This window comes from Novacetimonas sp. GS1, assembly GCF_036686925.1.
Classification (GTDB): Bacteria; Pseudomonadota; Alphaproteobacteria; order Acetobacterales; family Acetobacteraceae; genus Novacetimonas; species Novacetimonas hansenii.
In genome coordinates this window covers 3,019,099-3,037,257 of record NZ_VSZP01000001.1, presented here as the reverse complement: position 1 = coordinate 3,037,257, position 18,159 = coordinate 3,019,099, and the positions used below count along the sequence as shown (strand labels likewise).

Annotated in this window: 14 protein-coding genes and 1 pseudogene; 8 read left to right on the top strand and 7 right to left on the bottom strand. The window is 60.7% G+C overall.

Annotated elements, in window-relative coordinates; all coding sequences use genetic code 11:
- Positions 1-125: 125 nt before the first annotated feature.
- From FYB92_RS13335 to alaS, 3 genes and pseudogenes are all read right to left on the bottom strand, one after another.
- Entirely contained in the window at positions 126-1,007 is an 882-nt protein-coding gene (locus tag FYB92_RS13335; RefSeq protein WP_003618029.1) for an endonuclease/exonuclease/phosphatase family protein, read from the bottom strand.
- Between the two features lie 54 nt (positions 1,008-1,061).
- Positions 1,062-1,754: a carbonic anhydrase gene (locus FYB92_RS13330; RefSeq protein WP_003618032.1), complete on the bottom strand. Its 693-nt coding sequence runs from the start codon at positions 1,752-1,754 to the stop codon at positions 1,062-1,064.
- Positions 1,755-2,076: 322 nt separating this feature from the next.
- A pseudogene (alaS, locus tag FYB92_RS13325) lies at positions 2,077-4,729 on the bottom strand (alanine--tRNA ligase).
- Between the two features lie 169 nt (positions 4,730-4,898).
- Between alaS and tenA the strand changes: the two are divergent.
- Together tenA and FYB92_RS13315 are read left to right on the top strand one after the other, a co-directional pair.
- Positions 4,899-5,603, top strand: a complete 705-nt coding sequence (tenA, locus tag FYB92_RS13320) for a thiaminase II (RefSeq protein ID WP_075632490.1) — start codon at positions 4,899-4,901, stop codon at positions 5,601-5,603.
- Between the two features lie 245 nt (positions 5,604-5,848).
- Positions 5,849-6,543 (top strand): IS5 family transposase gene (locus tag FYB92_RS13315; RefSeq protein WP_332829020.1). Its coding sequence is split into 2 segments (ribosomal slippage): positions 5,849-6,170 and positions 6,170-6,543, totalling 696 coding nucleotides; the frame shifts between segments, so codons are not numbered across the junction.
- A gap of 202 nt (positions 6,544-6,745) precedes the next feature.
- Here the strand turns inward: FYB92_RS13315 and FYB92_RS13310 are convergent.
- A complete protein-coding gene (locus FYB92_RS13310) occupies positions 6,746-7,669 on the bottom strand; it encodes an SMP-30/gluconolactonase/LRE family protein (RefSeq protein WP_003618035.1) in 924 nt (307 codons plus the stop codon).
- Between the two features lie 167 nt (positions 7,670-7,836).
- Between FYB92_RS13310 and FYB92_RS13305 the strand changes: the two genes are divergently transcribed.
- Positions 7,837-8,613 carry a competence/damage-inducible protein A gene (locus FYB92_RS13305; protein ID WP_408887755.1) on the top strand — a complete coding sequence of 259 codons (777 nt, stop codon included), beginning with the start codon at positions 7,837-7,839 and terminating at the stop codon, positions 8,611-8,613.
- Between the two features lie 291 nt (positions 8,614-8,904).
- Here FYB92_RS13305 and FYB92_RS13300 read toward each other — a convergent pair whose 3' ends face one another.
- The 3 genes from FYB92_RS13300 to FYB92_RS13290 all read right to left on the bottom strand — a co-directional run bounded on the left by FYB92_RS13300 (position 8,905) and on the right by FYB92_RS13290 (position 11,119).
- Positions 8,905-9,861 carry an acetyl-CoA carboxylase carboxyltransferase subunit alpha gene (locus FYB92_RS13300; RefSeq protein WP_040511582.1) on the bottom strand — a complete coding sequence of 319 codons (957 nt, stop codon included), beginning with the start codon at positions 9,859-9,861 and terminating at the stop codon, positions 8,905-8,907.
- Between the two features lie 119 nt (positions 9,862-9,980).
- Positions 9,981-10,895 (bottom strand): tyrosine recombinase, encoded by a 915-nt coding sequence (locus FYB92_RS13295; RefSeq protein WP_003618038.1) that lies wholly within the window; start codon positions 10,893-10,895, stop codon positions 9,981-9,983.
- Entirely contained in the window at positions 10,892-11,119 is a 228-nt protein-coding gene (locus FYB92_RS13290; RefSeq protein ID WP_050772131.1) for a hypothetical protein, read from the bottom strand. The genes FYB92_RS13295 and FYB92_RS13290 overlap by 4 nt, the downstream gene beginning before the upstream one ends.
- A gap of 133 nt (positions 11,120-11,252) precedes the next feature.
- On the opposite strand from FYB92_RS13290, the gene aroB reads away from it, so the two are divergent.
- From aroB to FYB92_RS13265, 5 genes are all read left to right on the top strand, one after another.
- Positions 11,253-13,016: a 3-dehydroquinate synthase gene (gene aroB, locus FYB92_RS13285; protein WP_332829019.1), complete on the top strand. Its 1,764-nt coding sequence runs from the start codon at positions 11,253-11,255 to the stop codon at positions 13,014-13,016.
- Between the two features lie 305 nt (positions 13,017-13,321).
- Entirely contained in the window at positions 13,322-14,500 is a 1,179-nt protein-coding gene (locus FYB92_RS13280; protein WP_062808661.1) for an OmpA family protein, read from the top strand.
- 432 nt (positions 14,501-14,932) lie between these two features.
- Complete coding sequence (locus FYB92_RS13275) at positions 14,933-16,030, top strand: OmpA family protein (RefSeq protein WP_062808662.1); 1,098 nt, start codon at positions 14,933-14,935, stop codon at positions 16,028-16,030.
- A 99-nt stretch (positions 16,031-16,129) separates the two neighbouring features.
- Positions 16,130-16,675, top strand: coding sequence for a GtrA family protein (locus FYB92_RS13270; RefSeq protein ID WP_247066583.1), 546 nt, complete (start codon positions 16,130-16,132; stop codon positions 16,673-16,675).
- 291 nt (positions 16,676-16,966) lie between these two features.
- Complete coding sequence (locus FYB92_RS13265; RefSeq protein WP_062808662.1) at positions 16,967-18,064, top strand: OmpA family protein; 1,098 nt, start codon at positions 16,967-16,969, stop codon at positions 18,062-18,064.
- Positions 18,065-18,159 lie beyond the last annotated feature (95 nt).

Here is an 18,159-nt window from a genome sequence, read left to right as displayed (position 1 = left end):
TTCGGGTGATGATTGATAAAGACGCCCGGATGCCACCAGTTACCTGAATGGGACGGTATTTTTTCAGGTCTTTGCAACTGCGGCAGCGGATATTTTATTTCCAAGTGGTTTTCCGGCACGGGCCATTATGGCATGTCCAGCCCGATGGAAACCGGGCAATGATCCGACAGGCGTGATTGCAATGTCGGGTCATGTTCGCGATATGTCATGACGCGCAGGCTGTCGGGGTGCAGCCATTGCCGCGCCTGATCGCCAAGCACGATATGGTCGATGAAGTAGTTTCCACCCCAACATGGGCTTGCCAGTCCCACAGTTGGCGCCACCAGCGGACCATTTTCACCCAACATGGCCAACATGGCGTCGCCGGGGCCAAGCATATGGTTGAAATCGCCCATAATGGCGAAAGGTTCACCTTCATCCTGGCGTTCCATGATCCAGTCCGTCAGGGCGGCGACCTGCCGATACAGGGTGCGGCAGGCGGGACGCCGGTCATCTGGCGCACCATCGCGGCATCCGGCCTTCAGATGGATTACCAGCACACGCAGGCTGGCGCGTCCATCGCCCACCGTGACGTCCAGCCCGCTGCGCAGATGGCGGGGCGCGTCGGGGGGATAGACGTCAATGGCGCGCACATCAGGATGGCGCGTCACGATCAGGCCGCCCCGCACGGCCAGCGCGGTTTTCTGTACCACCCCATCGCCAGAGATGAGGATGCGGTAATCAGGCGCGGGAAACAGACGTGCGGCGAGTTCGGGCGTATCCACTTCTTCCAGTGCTGCGATGTCAGGATGCAGGCGCGCGGCATAGCGGGCCAGCCGCACGATGTCCGCCATGTCACGTGGACGCACGTCATCGGGCAAGGCGCGGTCCCCCGCCGGACGGGTGGTCAGCCAGTCGAGGTTCCATGTGGACAGCCGCAAGGGCATGGCATGGGCCATCATTGGCATATGGCCCCCCGTGATCAGGACCATCAGTAAAAACACGAACGGGCGCGGCAGGCGGGACATGCCCGACCTTACCGCGCCCGTGACCGCAACGCAGGGGTTAATGGGAGAAAAGGATCAGGCCGATTGCGCCTGTGCCGCAGCCGTAGAGGCACGCAGCGTCTCGATCGCGTCATGCACGCTGACGAAATGGCGCGAGGTTTCGTCAAGGATCACGACTTCGCCGCTGGGAATGTCATAGAACCAGCCCTGCAACGTCAGTGTATTGCGCGCAAGGCCCGCCGCCACCGCCGGATGCGTACGCAGGTGCGAGATCTGTAAAAGCACATTCTGTTCCGCAAGGCTGCGCACGGAGGCCGGGCCAGCGTCGGAGACCTCCAGCACGGCGCGGGCGGCTTCGGCGTTACGCAGCCACGAGGCAACGGTCGGCATCTTCGCCAGCTTTGACGGGTCGGGGTCCAGCAGCGCCTTCATCGCGCCGCAATCCGAATGCCCGCAAACGATGATGTGCGAGACCTTGAGCGCGAGAACCGCATATTCGATGGCCGATGACACACCACCCAGCATCTCCCCATAGGCGGGGACGATGTTGCCGATATTGCGCAGGACGAACAGTTCGCCGGGCTTGGTCTGTGTAATCAGGCTTGGGTTCACGCGGCTGTCGGCGCAGGCGATGAACAGGGTGCCGGGTGCCTGCTGGTCTGCAAGGCTGGCGAACAGGTCGCGGTTCTTCGGAAAGACCTCGGTATTGAAACGTTCCACGCCATGCAGAAGGTCAATCAGGGTTTCACGGGCATTCGTATCGGTCATGTCGGCACTCCTGTCACGTTATGTCCGGAACGGTAACACTCAATCATGAACAGGGTCCTGATATGAAGTGTTATTCTTATTTCCTATACATTTTAATGCATGAAGTAAACAGATGTTCCCAGTGGAAGTGATTTAGAAATACTATGTAAATGTAATTAAAAAATGTTCATCTTTATAGAGGGTATCGTTAATAAATATGGGTACCAATGGTTATATTATACTGAAACAGGTGCCTGCGGATCGGGACGTTACAAAAAAGGCGGAGCCATTGGCCCCGCCCTTCATGGTAATAACGACGTAATAACGCCCTGGGGGCAGGATTTCAGCCCTGAAGCATCTGGGGCAGCGCCGCGCGGATCGCATCAAGTGCTGCCTGCGCCTTGCTGATGTCCGGGCCGCCGGCCTGCGCCATGTCCCGCCGGCCACCGCCGCCCTTGCCGCCCATTGCCGCGCTTGCGATCCGTACCAGCGCCACGGCATCCACCTGTTCCGCACGATCGGTGGTGACGGCGACAACAATGCTGCCTTTGCCATCGGCGGTGGAGACAAGCGCTACCACGCCAGAACCGATTTCCTTGCGCAGGGAATCCGCCAGCGGCTTGAGCTCCTTGGGCGGCAGGTCGCCTACGTTGCGTGCGACAAAGCTGGTTCCGGCCACGTCCTCGACCTTGGGCGTGCCGTCACCACCGGCGGCAAGCTTGCGTTGCAGGTCGGACAACTGGCGTTCCATGACCCTGCGTTCCTCCAGCAGCGCGGCAAGGCGTTCGGGGGCTTCCGCCGGGGTGACGCGCATCATCGCCGCCATCTGGAACAGGCGCTGTTCCGTGGTGACGGCCGCTGTTTCCGCCGCCTTGCCGGTCACGGCTTCGATACGGCGCACACCGGAGGAGACGCCATTTTCCGCCGTGATACGGAACAGGCCGATATCGCCCGTGCGCCGCACATGCGTGCCACCGCACAGTTCGATCGACCAGGCCGCGCGCCCGTCTTCTGGTCCGCCCATCGACACCACACGGACTTCGTCACCATATTTTTCACCAAACAGGGCCATCGCCCCCTGTTCGATCGCCTCATCGGGTGTCATGTGACGGGTCGTGACCTCGGTGTTCTCGCGGATGCGGGCGTTCACCTCGGCCTCGATATCCGCCAGTTCCTCTGGCGTGATCGGGCGCGGCTGGCTGACGTCAAAGCGCAGACGGTCCGGGGCGTTCAGGCTGCCTTTTTGCGTCACATGTGCGCCAAGGCGACGGCGCAGCGCCTCGTGCAGCAGGTGTGTGGCGGAATGGTGCGCGCGGATCGCGCTGCGCCGTTCGTGGTCCACACGGGCGGTGACGGCATCACCGGGATGGACTGTCCCGTCGATCACGGTGCCGGTATGCACCAGCAGATCGCCCAGTTTTTTCTGCGTATCGGTTATGGCGATTTTCAGGCCCTTGGCCGTGATCGTGCCGGTATCGCCCACCTGGCCGCCGCTTTCGCCATAAAATGGCGTCTGGTTCAGCAGGATTTCCACCTTTGTGCCCGGGCCTGCGGCATCGACGCTGGCGCCATCGACAATGACGGCCTGTATTTCGGCATCAGAGATTTCGGTCGTATAACCAAGGAATTCAGAGGCGCCGAATTTATCGCGGGCCTCGAACCAGATGGTTTCTGTGGCGCTGTCGCCTGATCCGCTCCATGCCGCGCGGGCGCGCTGGCGCTGGACTTCCATGGCCTCGTCAAAACCTGCGACATCCACCCCATGATGGCTGTTGCGCAGCGCATCCTGTGTCAGGTCGAGCGGGAAGCCGAACGTATCATACAGCTTGAACGCCACCGCGCCCGGCAGTGGCGCACCCGCGGCAAGATTGGCGGTTTCGTCCTCCAGCAGCGCAAGGCCGCGTTCGAGCATCGCCTTGAAACGCTCTTCTTCCCCGCGCATCGTCTCTTCGATCAGGGCACGTGCCTGCACCAGTTCGGGATAGGCGCCGCCCATCTGGCGTATCAGGGCGGGCACAAGTTTATAGAAGGTGGGTTCGGTCGTGCCCATCATATGCAGATGACGCATGGCGCGGCGCATGATGCGGCGCAGGACATAGCCGCGCCCGTCCTTGGACGGCAGGACACCATCAGCAATCAGGAAGGAAGTGGAACGCAGATGGTCGGCCACCACGCGGTGGCTGGCATTGAAGGGCCCATCCGGGTCCTGTCCCGTAACCTCGGCAGAGGCAAGGATCAGCGCGCGGAAGGTGTCGATGTCATAATTGTCGCGCTTGCCCTGCAGGATCGCGGCAAAGCGTTCCAGGCCCAGCCCGGTGTCGATCGACGGGCGGGGCAGGGGGGGAGCGCACGCCGGGCGGGTTTTCGAAATACTGCATGAACACGAGGTTCCATATTTCGGTAAACCGGTCCCCGTCCTCATCGGGTGATCCCGGTGGTCCACCGGCCACTTCCGGCCCATGGTCATAAAAGATTTCCGAACATGGTCCGCATGGCCCCGTATCGCCCATGCGCCAGAAATTGTCGGTGGTCGGGATGCGGATGATGCGGCTGTCGGGCAGGCCCGCGATCTTGCGCCACAGGGCGGCGGCTTCCTCGTCTTCGGAATAGACGGTGGTCAGCAGCCGGTCCTTTGACAGGCCGAACGTGCCTGTCACCAGTTTCCATGCCAGTTCGATGGCTTCGGCCTTGAAATAATCGCCGAAGGAGAAATTACCCATCATCTCGAAGAAAGTATGGTGGCGTGCGGTATAGCCGACATTGTCGAGGTCGTTATGCTTTCCGCCCGCGCGCACGACCTTCTGCGCCGTGGTGGCGCGGCAGTAGGGGCGGGTTTCCTGGCCGGTAAAGACATTCTTGAACTGGACCATGCCTGCATTGGTGAACAGCAACGTCGGATCGTTGTTGGGAACCAGTGACGAGGATGGAACGATCTGGTGTCCGTTCGCGGCGAAATAGTCCAAAAAGGTGGCGCGAATGTCATTTGTTGTTGGCATGGCGGAAAACAGACGATCCTGTGGTGAAAGAAATTGCGGTCTTGGTTCCCTTCACCTAGCGCACGCGTAACGCCACAGGAAGGGTATACATGACCCGGCCCGCCACATGATGTCGTGTGCCGAAACCGGGCGCGTAATGTAGCCGCGTATGAAGACGAGGAAAATGGACATGACATGGGATGCGCAACGTGACTGGCCCCTGCTGGAATCTGGACTGGCGGGGCGGTTGCGCCGGGATTGCATGGAGGAATGGGAACGCTTCATCCACCATCCTTTTGTCAGGGGGCTGGCCGATGGGACATTGCCGGAAAATGCGTTCCGGAACTTCCTGATTCAGGATTACCTCTATCTGGTCCAGTATACCCGTGCCTGTGCGCTGTCGGTTCATAAATCGACAACGGTGGAGGACATGCGCGCTGCTGCTGCTCTGGTATCGGGCATCCTGGATACGGAACTGCCGCTGCATGTGAACTATTGCAAGGGATGGGGCATTGACGAGGACATGTTGCGTTGCGCGCCGGAATCCCTCGAACTTCTGGCCTATAGCCGCTTTATCCTTGATCGTGCGCAGACGGGGGATCTGCTGGACCTGCTGGTGACACTGGCGCCATGCATGATCGGATATGGGGAAATAGGTGCGCGCCTGCATGCCGATCCTGCGACCCGGCGCGACGGCAATCCCTACTGGTCCTGGATCGCGTTATATGGCGGTCAGGAATTCACTGATCTGGTAGAGGGGGGAATCCATCGTCTGAATAGGGTGGGCGCGCAATATGGCGCCGATGCCCGCTATCACATGCTCCGGGCGGAGTTCAACACGGCAGTTCGCCTGGAGGCCGCCTTTTGGGAGGCTGGACAAGGCGTTGGTGCATAATAATACATTGATAAATAATGGAAAAACTTGGAATCGTTGCCTTGTTTCTTAAAGTCGGTCTTTTCCAAGGCTTCCCTGCAAAAACGTCATCAAAACTTTTATTATTTTAGTGGGAAAAGTAAGAGGCTGTTTGAAAAGTCAGGCTCAATAATATCCTGAAATCATAAAGGTTTTTGGTGAAGCTTTTTCCCGGGCCTGTTTGGAATTAAGTTTTCTAAAGGATCCAGATGTGTTTCAAAGATCCTATGGATCGCTTGATACTGACGGATGCCCAATGGGCGAAGATGTGCCTTGGCAAGAAAACGGATCGCGGACGTAGCGGGAAGGATAACCGCCTCTTTATCGAGGCGGTCTTATGGATTGCGCGGACCGGCAGCCCATGGCGGGACCTTCCGATATATTTCGGGCATTGGAACTCGGTTTACTCGCGCTACAGCGACTGGACGAAAGCCGGAGTTTTCCAGAAAATTTTTGAGGCCGTCTCTGACGATGCCGACATGGAATATGCGATGATTGACGGTACGGTGGTTCGGGTTCATCGCCACGGCCAGGGCGCAAAAGGGGGACCCGAAGCCAGGCGATAGGACGCAGTGTGACGGGATGGTCGACCAGGATCATCGCCATGACCGACGCCCTGGGCAATCTGGTCCGCTTCACGCTGATCCCCGGCCAGCATTACGACACGGTCGGGGTTGCGCCCCTTCTGGAACCGGCGGATTTCAAGGCGCTTCTTGCCGACAGGGCGTTTGATGCCCACTGGATCGTGGACGCCCTACACGCGCAAGGCGCCTGTGTAGTCATTCCCCAGCGGAAGAACCGCCTCGACAGGCGCCCGTTCGATGCCGCCCTGTTCAAGCGCATCGCCATGCGAAGTGAAAAGACAGATAAATCCTTTGCAGCCATGATCTATCTCACAGCCGCTATCATCAATTCACGATAATTCCCAACGCGCCCTGATAAAAAAGAAAAGTTTTTTGGGTGCTGCCTTTTTTCAAAAAGGCAGCGTCTTTCGAAGCTTTTTAGAAAAAGCTTCACCAAAAACCTTTATGATTTCAGTATGTTATCGAGGATGACTTTTCAAACAGTCTCTAAGAACAAAGAACTCTCCAAGGGGTCGCATCAGGAACTCGTAAAGGAATCCGTCAGGCGGGGGTATGCAGTTCCCTGCCAAGTTCGCGCAGGCCGCTGGCCGGAAAGGTAGCCTGCGGCTGCCCCGGCACATCGACGCGGAAGGTAAACAGCCCCCCCGTCTGCGGCTGTGTGGCCAGCACGTCGTCCGACAGCCCCTTGCGCGCCGTCGTAACGAACACCGTGCGGTAATCCGCCCCACCAAAAGCAATCTTGGTGACATTACGCGCGGGGACAATAACTGGCGGCAGGCCCTGTCCATCGGGCAGGAAACGCGCAATCCGGCCGCCCCCCCAAACCCCGACCCACAGGCATCCGGCGCTGTCCACGACCACGCCATCGGGATACCCATCCGTCAGGCGGGCAAAAACACGGCGATTCGACAACATGCCATCATCGGACAGGTCAAAGGCATAAATGGATTGCTGCTGCGAATCGTTATGATACAGCGTCCGCCCATCGGGGGAGAGCGCGGGACCATTCGTCACCACATACCCCTCGTCCTGCCGCACGATCCGCAGGCTGCCATCAGCCTGGCGCGTGACGGAATACAGGGCGCCAGATGGGGAAGTTTCCCCGTCATCCATGGTGCCAAACCACAGGCGGCCGCGCGGGTCCACATATCCGTCATTGATCCGGTTTCCCGGCTGTTCAGGTTCCACCACCGCCTGTGCGCTGAAATGTCCGGTCCGGGGATCGAACACATGCAGGCCGTCCTGTAACCCGCACATGAAGGTGCCATCCGCGACGGGCACAAGGAAACCCGGACGATGCGGCGCCTTCCACGAGGCCTGCGCCCCGGTGGCGGGGACATGGCGATGGATGGCCGACCCGACGATATCCACGAAATAGAGCGCCTGCTCAGCCTCTGCCCAGACCGGGCCTTCACCAAGCTGCGCCTTGAGATCCCATGCGCATTGCGGTGTCATCGTGTCCATGCTGCTTCCTTTGCGGATATATCGGATGGGTGGGACTCTATCGCAAAATGCCATGATGCGTGCATCCCCCCATCTGGCCCATGCCCCCTTCCACGCGGTCATGGCCAAGACTTTTGGCGCGATATCCTGTAGCCTGCGTGTTGATTGATCCCTTCGCCCCCAACCCGATGGATAACGACGCCATGAACCCGACCGCCTGCATTCTGGTTATCGGTAACGAGATCCTGTCCGGACGGACGCAGGATGTGAATGTGCAATATATTGCCCACCGCCTGACGCAACTGGGCATCAGCCTGCGGGAGGTACGGATCATTCCCGATATCCGCCCCGTGATTGTCAATGTCGTGACCGAAGCGCGCGCGGCCTATGACCATGTCTTTACCACGGGCGGGATCGGCCCGACGCATGATGACATCACCTCATCTTGCGTGGCCGACGCATTCGGCGTGCCATGGGCCCCCCACCCCGAAACGTTCGCCCTGTTGGAAAAACATTTCGCACCGGGTGATTTCAACGCCGCACGCCAGCGTATGGCCACCCTGCCGGAAGGGGCGACCCCCATTCGCAATCCCATCTCCATCGCACCGGGCTTCACCATGGGGAACGTGCATGTCATGGCGGGGGTGCCCCGCATCATGCGCGCCATGTTCGAGGAAATCGCCCCGACCCTGCGTCACGGCACGCCGGTCACATCACGCAGTTGGCATGCATTCGGCCTGTATGAAGGGGCATTGGCGGCGAATCTGGAAAACATCCAGAATGCCCATCCCGATATTGATATCGGTTCTTACCCGTTCCACGACCATGACGGGCATGGCGGCGTGGCCTTGGTGTGCAAGGGACTGGACATGGACGAAGTCACGCAGGTCGCCCGCGATATCGAAGCCATGATCCGGGAAATGGGTTTCACACCGCTGGAAGGTGAACCCGCGCACAAGGCATGAAGCCCCCGGCTCCAATGCCTTCACGCCTTCACGCCTTGTGTAGAAACGGATTTTGGGGCGTTTTAAGAGACTGTTTGAAAATTCAGGCTCAATAACATCCTGAAATCATAAAGGTTTTTGATGAAGCTTTTCAGGAAAAGCTTCAGAAGACGCCGCCTTTTTGAAAAAGGCGGCCCCCAGAAACTTTTCTTATTTTCTCAATGATGTGTTTTCAAACAATCTCTGAAAAGCGCCACCAAAAACCTTTATGATTTCAGGTGGCGGCGAAGGGACACGCGCGCAGGCATGATCTCAGGCGACCTTGTCGCGCCCCATCGCAAGGAATTTTTCCCGCCGCTGTGCCTTGAGCAACGTGGCATCCTTTTTCATCAGCCCCGGCAGTTCCGCCGCAATGGCATCACCCACCGCACGGATCGTCGCCTTGGGGTCACGCTGCGCCCCGCCAAGTGGTTCGGGAATGATCCGGTCGATCAGCTCAAGATGCAGGAGATCCTGCGCCGTCAGCTTCAGCGCCCCGGCGGCCGTGCTGGCCTGCTTGGGGTCACGCCACAGGATGGAGGCACAGGCCTCTGGCGAAATGACGGAATAGATCGCATGTTCCAGCATCATGACCCGATCCCCGGCGCCAAGTGCGATCGCCCCGCCGGAGCCCCCTTCGCCGATCACGGTCGCAATGACCGGAACCGGCGCGGACAGGCAGGTGTCGATCGACCGTGCGATGGCCTCCGCCTGTCCGCGTGCCTCCGCATCAATGCCGGGCCATGCGCCGGATGTGTCGATAAAGGTCAGGACCGGCAGGCCAAACTGCCCCGCAAGCTTTATCAGGCGCTGCGCCTTGCGATAGCCCTCGGGCCGCGCCATGCCGAAATTATGCTGAAGGCGGGTCTCGATCTCGGCCCCGCGTTCCGTGCCGATCACGACGACAGGCTGTCCATTGAAACGGCCAAGCCCACCGATAATCGCCTTGTCCTCGCCAAACTGGCGGTCACCCGCTAGCGGCGTGAATTCGCCGATCAACCCGGCGATGTAATCGACCGTATGGGGACGCTGCGCATGGCGGGCGACCTGCACCTTCTGCCATGGGGTCAGCTTGGCATAGGCCGCACGCAATTCGCGGTCGGCCTTTTCCGTCAGGCGCGCGATCTCATCGGCAATATTAATGCCGTCAGGACCGGACATCTTGCGAAGTTCGTCAATCTTGTTTTCAAGCTCGGCGACGGGCTTTTCGAAATCTAGAAACTGGCGCATGGCCTGCCGATAGCACAGGCCGGGGCGCAGCCAAACAGATTCTGCACCGATCATCGCGCGTTTTTCCTGCCCCGCGTATTTTTTACCGCTGGCGGCGGCGCCATGCGGGCCTCCCCACATCAGGCGGGGGCATGTTCCGACAACGGATGATGATGGCGCAGTGCCTCTTGCAGCCGTTCGGTCAGGACATGGGTATAAATCTGTGTGGTGGTAATGTCGGCATGGCCCAGCAACACCTGCAACGCCCGCAGGTCCGCCCCGTGCGAAAGCAGATGCGTCGCAAAGGAATGGCGCAGCACATGCGGCGACAGGCGCTGCGGGTCCAGCCCGGCCTTCAGCGCGACATCATGCAAGATGCGGTCGAATCCCTGCCGCGTCATGGCACGCAGCGGGTTGCGGCCGGGAAACAGGAACATACTGCGCAACGGGCGGTCCATGCGCATCAGCTCATCGGCCGCGTCGCGCGCGCGCGACGACAGGGGCACCATGCGTTCGCGCCCCCCTTTCCCCCGCACAAGTAGCATTCCCGTCGTGCGTTCCAACGCCGCACGCGGCAGGGACAGCAGTTCCGAAATACGCAACCCCGAGGCATACAGGATTTCAAGCGCGGTACGCGCGACCAGCATACGCCGAACCTCATGCGCGCCGGCATCGGCACGCGCGACACACGCCGCCAGCAGGGCGTCCACATCCCCTTCGGACAGGAACCGCGGCAGCGTGGCGCCCAGGCGCGGGGCCTCCAGCATACTGGCGGGATTGTCGGGGCGGCGCCCCTCACGCACAAGGAAGAGGTAATATTGCCGCAGGCATGACAGCCGCCGCGCCTGGGTCCGCGCCGAAAGCCCGGCCTGCGCCAGACCCGAAAGATATGCACCAAGCTGCCGCGCCGATGCCTGCGGTAACGACGCGCCCTCCACCGCCAGTGCGGTGCCGAGGTCGTCAAGATCGCGGCGATAGGCCTTCAGCGTATTAAGCGCGGCCCCACGTTCGGCGGCCAGCATTTCCAGGAACGCATCGACGCCATCCGCACTCATTGCGCGGGCATGGGCGCGGGCGTGGGCTTGACCAGCGGCATGACCGGCAGAGGTGCGGGCGGGGCCATCGCCATGGGCGGCGGCGCGGCAGGGGCCGCTGCCATCGACAGGTCGCGATGCACGTCCTGCTGTACCAGCGCGGGCGGGAACATACCCAGCGATACGAACCCGCCGACCATGCAGAGCAGCACGACCGCGAACACAGCGACAATAATACGGCCCATGACAGTTTCCCCCATGCAAAGGATGCGCAAGATACCAAGGTGACGCCCCGAAAAGCCATCCATGACCACGCATTGGCGGCGTGCGGTCTTCCCCGCTATCCGTTTTTTCCCGCTCTATGTTAGGTTGGGCGTCATGTCACGCCCGATTTCATCCGATACGCCCCCGACGGCGCACCCCGCGTCCACGCATAACGACGCCACGCCCCTGTTCATCCCCCTCGACCTTGATGCGCTTGGCCATGGCCGACATGCCATCCCCAGCATGCCACAGGGACGCAGCATCGTGCTCGTAGGGCTCATGGGGGCGGGAAAGACCACCATCGGGCGCCTGCTCGCCGCGCGGCTGAACCTGGAATTCGTGGATTCGGACGAGGAAATCGAACGCGCGGCAGGCTGTTCCATCGCCGATCTGTTCCAGAAATATGGCGAGGCGGAATTCCGCCGGGGCGAACACATGGTCCTGCGCCGCCTGCTGTCGGGACCGCCGGTCGTGCTGGCGACGGGCGGGGGCGCCTTCATGGACCCGCGCACCCGCGCGTGCATGCGTGAAAATGCAACGTCGGTCTGGCTGCGCTGCCCGTTGCCGGTCCTGCTGCAACGTGTGCAGGACCGCACCCATCGCCCGTTATTGAACGTCGACTCGCCCGCGACGGTCCTGTCGGACCTTATGCGCAAGCGCCATCCCGTTTATGCCGAAGCAGACATTATCGTCGATTGTGGAGATGACAACGTGGAGCACAGTGCCGACCGGGTCCTGGGGGCCATCAACACCGCACGCCGCCCCCTGCTGGTGCCGGTAAAGCTGGAACGTGCCAGTTATGACGTGCTGATCGGGACGGACCTGATCCGTCGCGCGGGTGCGCACCTGTCCGCGCTGCTGCCGCAGAAACGGGTCATGATCGTCACCGACGCGAATGTTGCGGCCCTTCACCTTCCGGCCCTGCACGCGGGGCTGGAGGAAACCGGCATCCAGCACGAGACCATTACCGTGCCGCCGGGCGAAGGGTCAAAGACGCTGTCCGAATACGGGCGCGTCACCAATGCCCTGCTGGAGGCCGGGGTCGAACGCGGCACCACCGTCATCGCCCTGGGGGGTGGGGTCGTGGGGGACCTGACGGGATTCGCCGCCGCGACCACCCTGCGTGGCCTGCCATTCGTGCAGATCCCGACCACCTTGCTGTCGCAGGTCGATTCGTCCGTGGGGGGCAAGACCGGGATCAACACGCCCTTTGGCAAAAACCTGCTTGGTGCGTTTCACCAGCCTCTTTCCGTCCTGGTGGACACGACGGCGCTGACCACGTTGCCCGCGCGCGAAATCCGCGCCGGATATGCCGAAATCCTGAAATCGGGCCTGCTGGGCGATGCCGACCTGTTCGAATGGTGCGACCGGCACGCTCAGGCAGTACTGGAGGGCGACCCGGCCATGCAGGCAGAAGCCATCCGCCGGGCCTGCGCCTTCAAGGCCACCGTCGTCGCCGATGATGAACGTGAGGAACGCAAGACCAACGGGCGCGCGCTGCTTAACCTTGGGCATACGTTTGGCCATGCGCTGGAGGCGGAGCTTGGTTATGACGGACGGCTGTTGCATGGGGAGGGGGTCTCGATCGGGCTGCGTCTTGCATTCATGCTGTCTGTGCGGCTGGGATATTGCGCGCAGGCCGACCTTGAACGCGTAAGCGCACATCTGGACCGCCTGGGCATGCCCGCACGCATCAGTGATACGGGGGAGGCATTTTCCGCCGCCACCCTGATCCGCCATATGCAGCGTGACAAGAAAATGCGCGACGGGCGGCTGTCCTTTGTTCTTGTCCGCGGCATTGGCAAGGCATTCACCTGCCGCGATGTGCCCGATGACGCGGTGGCCGACGTACTGCGCGCGGATGGCTGCCGCCCCTGATCGTAATCACTATCCCATGTCCCGTCCCGGCGGGCGGGGCGTGATGTTTATGCAACAACCGGCCGGATGATGGGGGCCACACGCCATCATCCGGTGCGTATTTACCTTATCTCAACCTGTCTCCCTCAAAACGAAGCCGCCAAGGGTCGTAACGGGAGATCTGGAAAGAAATATTCCCGCACTATTCCCCCTGGCGTCGCAAGAGAAAAGCATAAGCTTTATTCGCTCAACATTGTATCGCCCTTGGTGGAACTGCCCCCTGTATCCACAAGCACAGGCGTACGATCAGGTTTAAGGACGGGAATATGCGTCTGCGTACGGCGTTACTGGCAACGACCCTGATGGCCGCCGCCCCGGCGGCGTCAATGGCCACGACAATCACCGGCCCCTATGTCGGGATCGGGGGGGGGTATGACCTCACCCAGGTCCAGCACGGCCACGGGGTTGACCGCGACGGTGGTCCCAACCATCAGGAAAACGAGGTCGGGACACGCGACCGCCTGCGCCATGGCAATGGCTGGACCGGCTTTGGCGGGGTGGGCTGGGGCTTTGGCAACGGGCTGCGCGTGGAAATCGAGGGGGATTACAACTGGTCGCAGATCAACCGTGAAACGATCGGCGGCGGGGCGAATACCTTTGTCGGCCGCACCCACGGTTCCGACCGGTCCTATGGCGGGTTCCTTAATGTCCTGTATGACATCGACCTGAAGCGCCTGTTCAACATCGACGTTCCCGTCACGCCATTCGTCGGTGTCGGTGCGGGCTATCTGTGGCAGGATGTCAGCACCTCGACCGGCTACAACATCAGTGGCGTCAGCGCGAACGTCCGCCACATGGGCGGCAACCAGGGCTTTGCCTATCAGGGCATCGTCGGCGCGGCCTATGATATCCCCGGTGTCCCGGGCCTGCAGATGACCACCGAATACCGCATGATCGGTCAGCCGCAGTCCTTTACCATGGGCAACGCAGGCAGCCAGACCAGCATCGGCAGCCCGTGGAACGCGGAACGCAATGGCTATGTCCATTTCGATCACCGCTTCAACCACCAGTTCATCGTTGGCGTGCGCTATGCATTCAACCATGCGCCGCCGCCGCCGCCGCCGGCCCCCACCGTGGCCCCGCCCGCACCGACCGCGGCACGCACCTATCTTGTCTTCTTTGACTGGGACGGCGCAGCCCTTACCGGTCGTGCGCGTGAAATCGTGGCCGAAGCCGCACAGGCATCCACACACGTCCAGACCACCCGCATCGAGGTCAATGGCTATACCGATAACTCGGCAGCGCAGCCCGGTCCCCGTGGGCAGCAGTACAACATGGGCCTGTCCCTGCGTCGCGCCAACAGCGTGAAGGCCGAGCTGATCCGTGACGGCGTGCCTGCCAACGCCATCGACATCCAGGGCTATGGCGAAGCGCACCCGCTGGTTCCGACCGGACCCGACACGCGTGAGCCCCAGAATCGCCGCGTCGAAATCATCCTGCACTGATATCGCGACGATTATTGATAAAGGGGGAAAGGGGCGCTTCGGCGCCCCTTTTTCATGGCGATACCGATTCCTGCCGCCGCAATAGATAACCGGCGGTAAAATAAGGCAGAAACATCACATACTGTTCCTCATACATTCCCATCCAGGGTCAGGATGAAATTTATAAGATTTCAGAGACATTTCGCGATATCTCCTTTTTAACAAAAGAAAAAATAAAATCATACCTCACAGTATCTTTAGGATTTTGTGCTTTTTTTGCCACACTCATCCCGATACGGTGAAACGTCCCTTCTCATCCCCCCCGAGAAAGGCTATCTCACACTCAGAAAAGATTAACGGATGATGTGTCTGTGCATCCTGCTCAGTTGGGACGCGCCTCATCCCTTTGAGACTCCATGAAGTTCTGACACTTCATTTTTTAAGGACGAGAATATGCGTCTTCGCACGGCGTTACTGGCAACGACCCTGATGGCTGCTGCTCCGGCGGCTTCGATGGCCACGACGATCACCGGTCCGTATGTTGATATCGGGGGTGGCTACAACCTCACCCAGACCCAGCACGGCCACTTTGCCGATACTGATGGCGGCACGGAACCGGGCCGTGAAAAGGTCGGGCACCGTCACGGCTGGACCGGCTTCGGCGCGGTTGGCTGGGGCTTCGGTAACGGCCTGCGCGCCGAGGTCGAGGGCGATTACAACTGGTCCGAAATCTACAGCAAGAGCCGTGGCGACAAGGGCTCCGACCGCTCCTATGGCGGTTTCGTCAACGTGCTGTATGACATCGACCTGAAGCGTCTGTTCAGCATCGACGTCCCCGTCACGCCGTTCGTCGGTGTCGGCGCGGGCTATCTGTGGCAGGGCGTGCATGACGCCACCATCGGCGGCAACAACCCCGGCGGCGCACGCAGCATGAGCGGCACCAAGGGCGGCTTCGCCTACCAGGGTATCGTCGGTGCGGCCTATGACATCCCCGGCGTCCCGGGCCTGCAGATGACCACCGAATACCGCATGATCGGTCAGCCGCAGTCCTTCACCATGGGCAACTTCACGGCGGGTGACGGTCACGCAAGCTTCGACCATCGCTTCAACCACCAGTTCATCGTCGGTGTCCGCTACGCGTTCAACAACGCGCCGCCGCCGCCGCCGCCGGCCCCCACCGTGGCCCCGCCCGCACCGACCGCGGCACGCACCTACCTCGTCTTCTTTGACTGGGATGGCGCAGCCCTTACCGGTCGTGCGCGTGAAATCGTGGCCGAAGCCGCACAGGCATCCACACACGTCCAGACCACCCGCATCGAGGTCAATGGCTATACCGATAACTCGGCAGCCCATCCCGGCCCGCGCGGCGAGAAGTACAACATGGGCCTGTCCATGCGTCGCGCAGACAGCGTGAAGGCTGAACTGATCCGTGACGGCGTGCCTGCCAACGCCATCGACATCCATGGCTATGGCGAAGCGCACCCGCTGGTCCCGACCGGACCCGACACGCGTGAGCCCCAGAACCGCCGCGTCGAAATCATCCTGCACTGATCCTCAGATCAGACAGACTGATTCCATGCGAAAGGGAGTGCCTCGGCACTCCCTTTTTGCTTGTACAGGCATCATGATGACCAACCAAGTTGCGTAGGCATGCGGAAAAGAACGGATTGCGCTGCGACACATGACAGCGGTCGCGCGCCCATTTTTCAATTCCTGCGTTTCGGGATTGTCGGGGCGCTGGGCCTTGGATGGGACACAGCCGCCGTCTACGCGCTGCGTCCGCTTGTGGGGCTGGGCTGTGCCGCCATCATTGCGTATTTTGTCGCTGCATCCTCAAACTGGTGGTGTAACCGGCTGTGGACCTTTCGCAACCGGGGTAACAGACACCATTTCCTGCATCAGTGGGCACGATTCATGGCGGGAAACACGGTGGGGTTCTGCCTGAACCGGGGCTGTGTTTTCGTGCTGTTCCACCTGTCGGCAACCTGTCGACTCTATCCCGTGCTTGCGCTGGCCGCAGGGGCGCTCAGCGGCATGACCGCCAATTTTCACATCAGCCGCAAACATGTCTTCCAACATGCCCGCCCAGACATGACGCCACCTGTGGCAAGCGGGACATCATCGGGTGACAGGCCCGCCACCATGGAGCCAAATGGAGTCCGCCATCTCCTTGGTGAAAAAGACAAGTCGCCATAGAATCCGGTGCTAGCCATTGTGTTATTATGGCCACGCACGAAGAAAACCCATCCGTCATCCCGTGCAACATTCGGGAAACAAAGCAAAAATTCTTTAAATTATCCTTTATTATCAATTCATTATAATATAGTATGTATACACATTATAAGTGTAATATCAGCCCTGCCAAACTGATGGGTTTCTAAAACGAAACCGATAGCGGTATAGGATGTTACGCAAGAAGCTGATTAGCGACCGCACGCATCCCGGCGGCACGATTATAAAGAACGAGTCTTAAGGAAGGACGAAAATATGCGTCTTCGCACGGCGTTACTGGCAACGACCCTGATGGCTGCTGCTCCGGCGGCTTCGATGGCCACGACGATCACCGGTCCGTATGTTGATATCGGGGGTGGCTACAACCTCACCCAGACCCAGCACGGCCACTTTGCCGACACTGATGGCGGCACGGAACCGGGCCGTGAAAAGGTCGGGCACCGTCACGGCTGGACCGGCTTCGGCGCGGTTGGCTGGGGCTTCGGTAACGGCCTGCGCGCCGAGGTCGAGGGCGATTACAACTGGTCCGAAATCTACAGCAAGAGCCGTGGCGACAAGGGCTCCGACCGCTCCTATGGCGGTTTCGTCAACGTGCTGTATGACATCGACCTGAAGCGTCTGTTCAGCATCGACGTCCCCGTCACGCCGTTCGTCGGTGTCGGCGCGGGCTATCTGTGGCAGGGCGTGCATGACGCCACCATCGGCGGCAACAACCCCGGCGGCGCACGCAGCATGAGCGGCACCAAGGGCGGCTTCGCCTACCAGGGTATCGTCGGTGCGGCCTATGACATCCCCGGCGTCCCGGGCCTGCAGATGACCACCGAATACCGCATGATCGGTCAGCCGCAGTCCTTCACCATGGGCAACTTCACGGCGGGTGACGGTCACGCAAGCTTCGACCATCGCTTCAACCACCAGTTCATCGTCGGTGTCCGCTACGCGTTCAACAACGCGCCGCCGCCGCCGCCGCCGGCCCCCACCGTGGCCCCGCCCGCACCGACCGCGGCACGCACCTACCTCGTCTTCTTTGACTGGGACGGCGCAGCCCTTACCGGTCGTGCGCGTGAAATCGTGGCCGAAGCCGCACAGGCATCCACACACGTTCAGACCACCCGCATCGAGGTCAATGGCTATACCGATAACTCGGCAGCCCATCCCGGCCCGCGCGGCGAGAAGTACAACATGGGCCTGTCCATGCGTCGCGCAGACAGCGTGAAGGCTGAACTGATCCGTGACGGCGTGCCCGCAAACGCCATCGACATCCACGGCTATGGCGAAGCGCACCCGCTGGTCCCGACCGGACCCGACACGCGTGAGCCCCAGAACCGCCGCGTCGAAATCATCCTGCACTGATCCTCAGATCAAGACAGACTGATTCCATGCGAAAGGGAGTGCCTCGGCACTCCCTTTTTGCTTGTACAAAGACCTGGCAAAGATCAAAAAGCAAA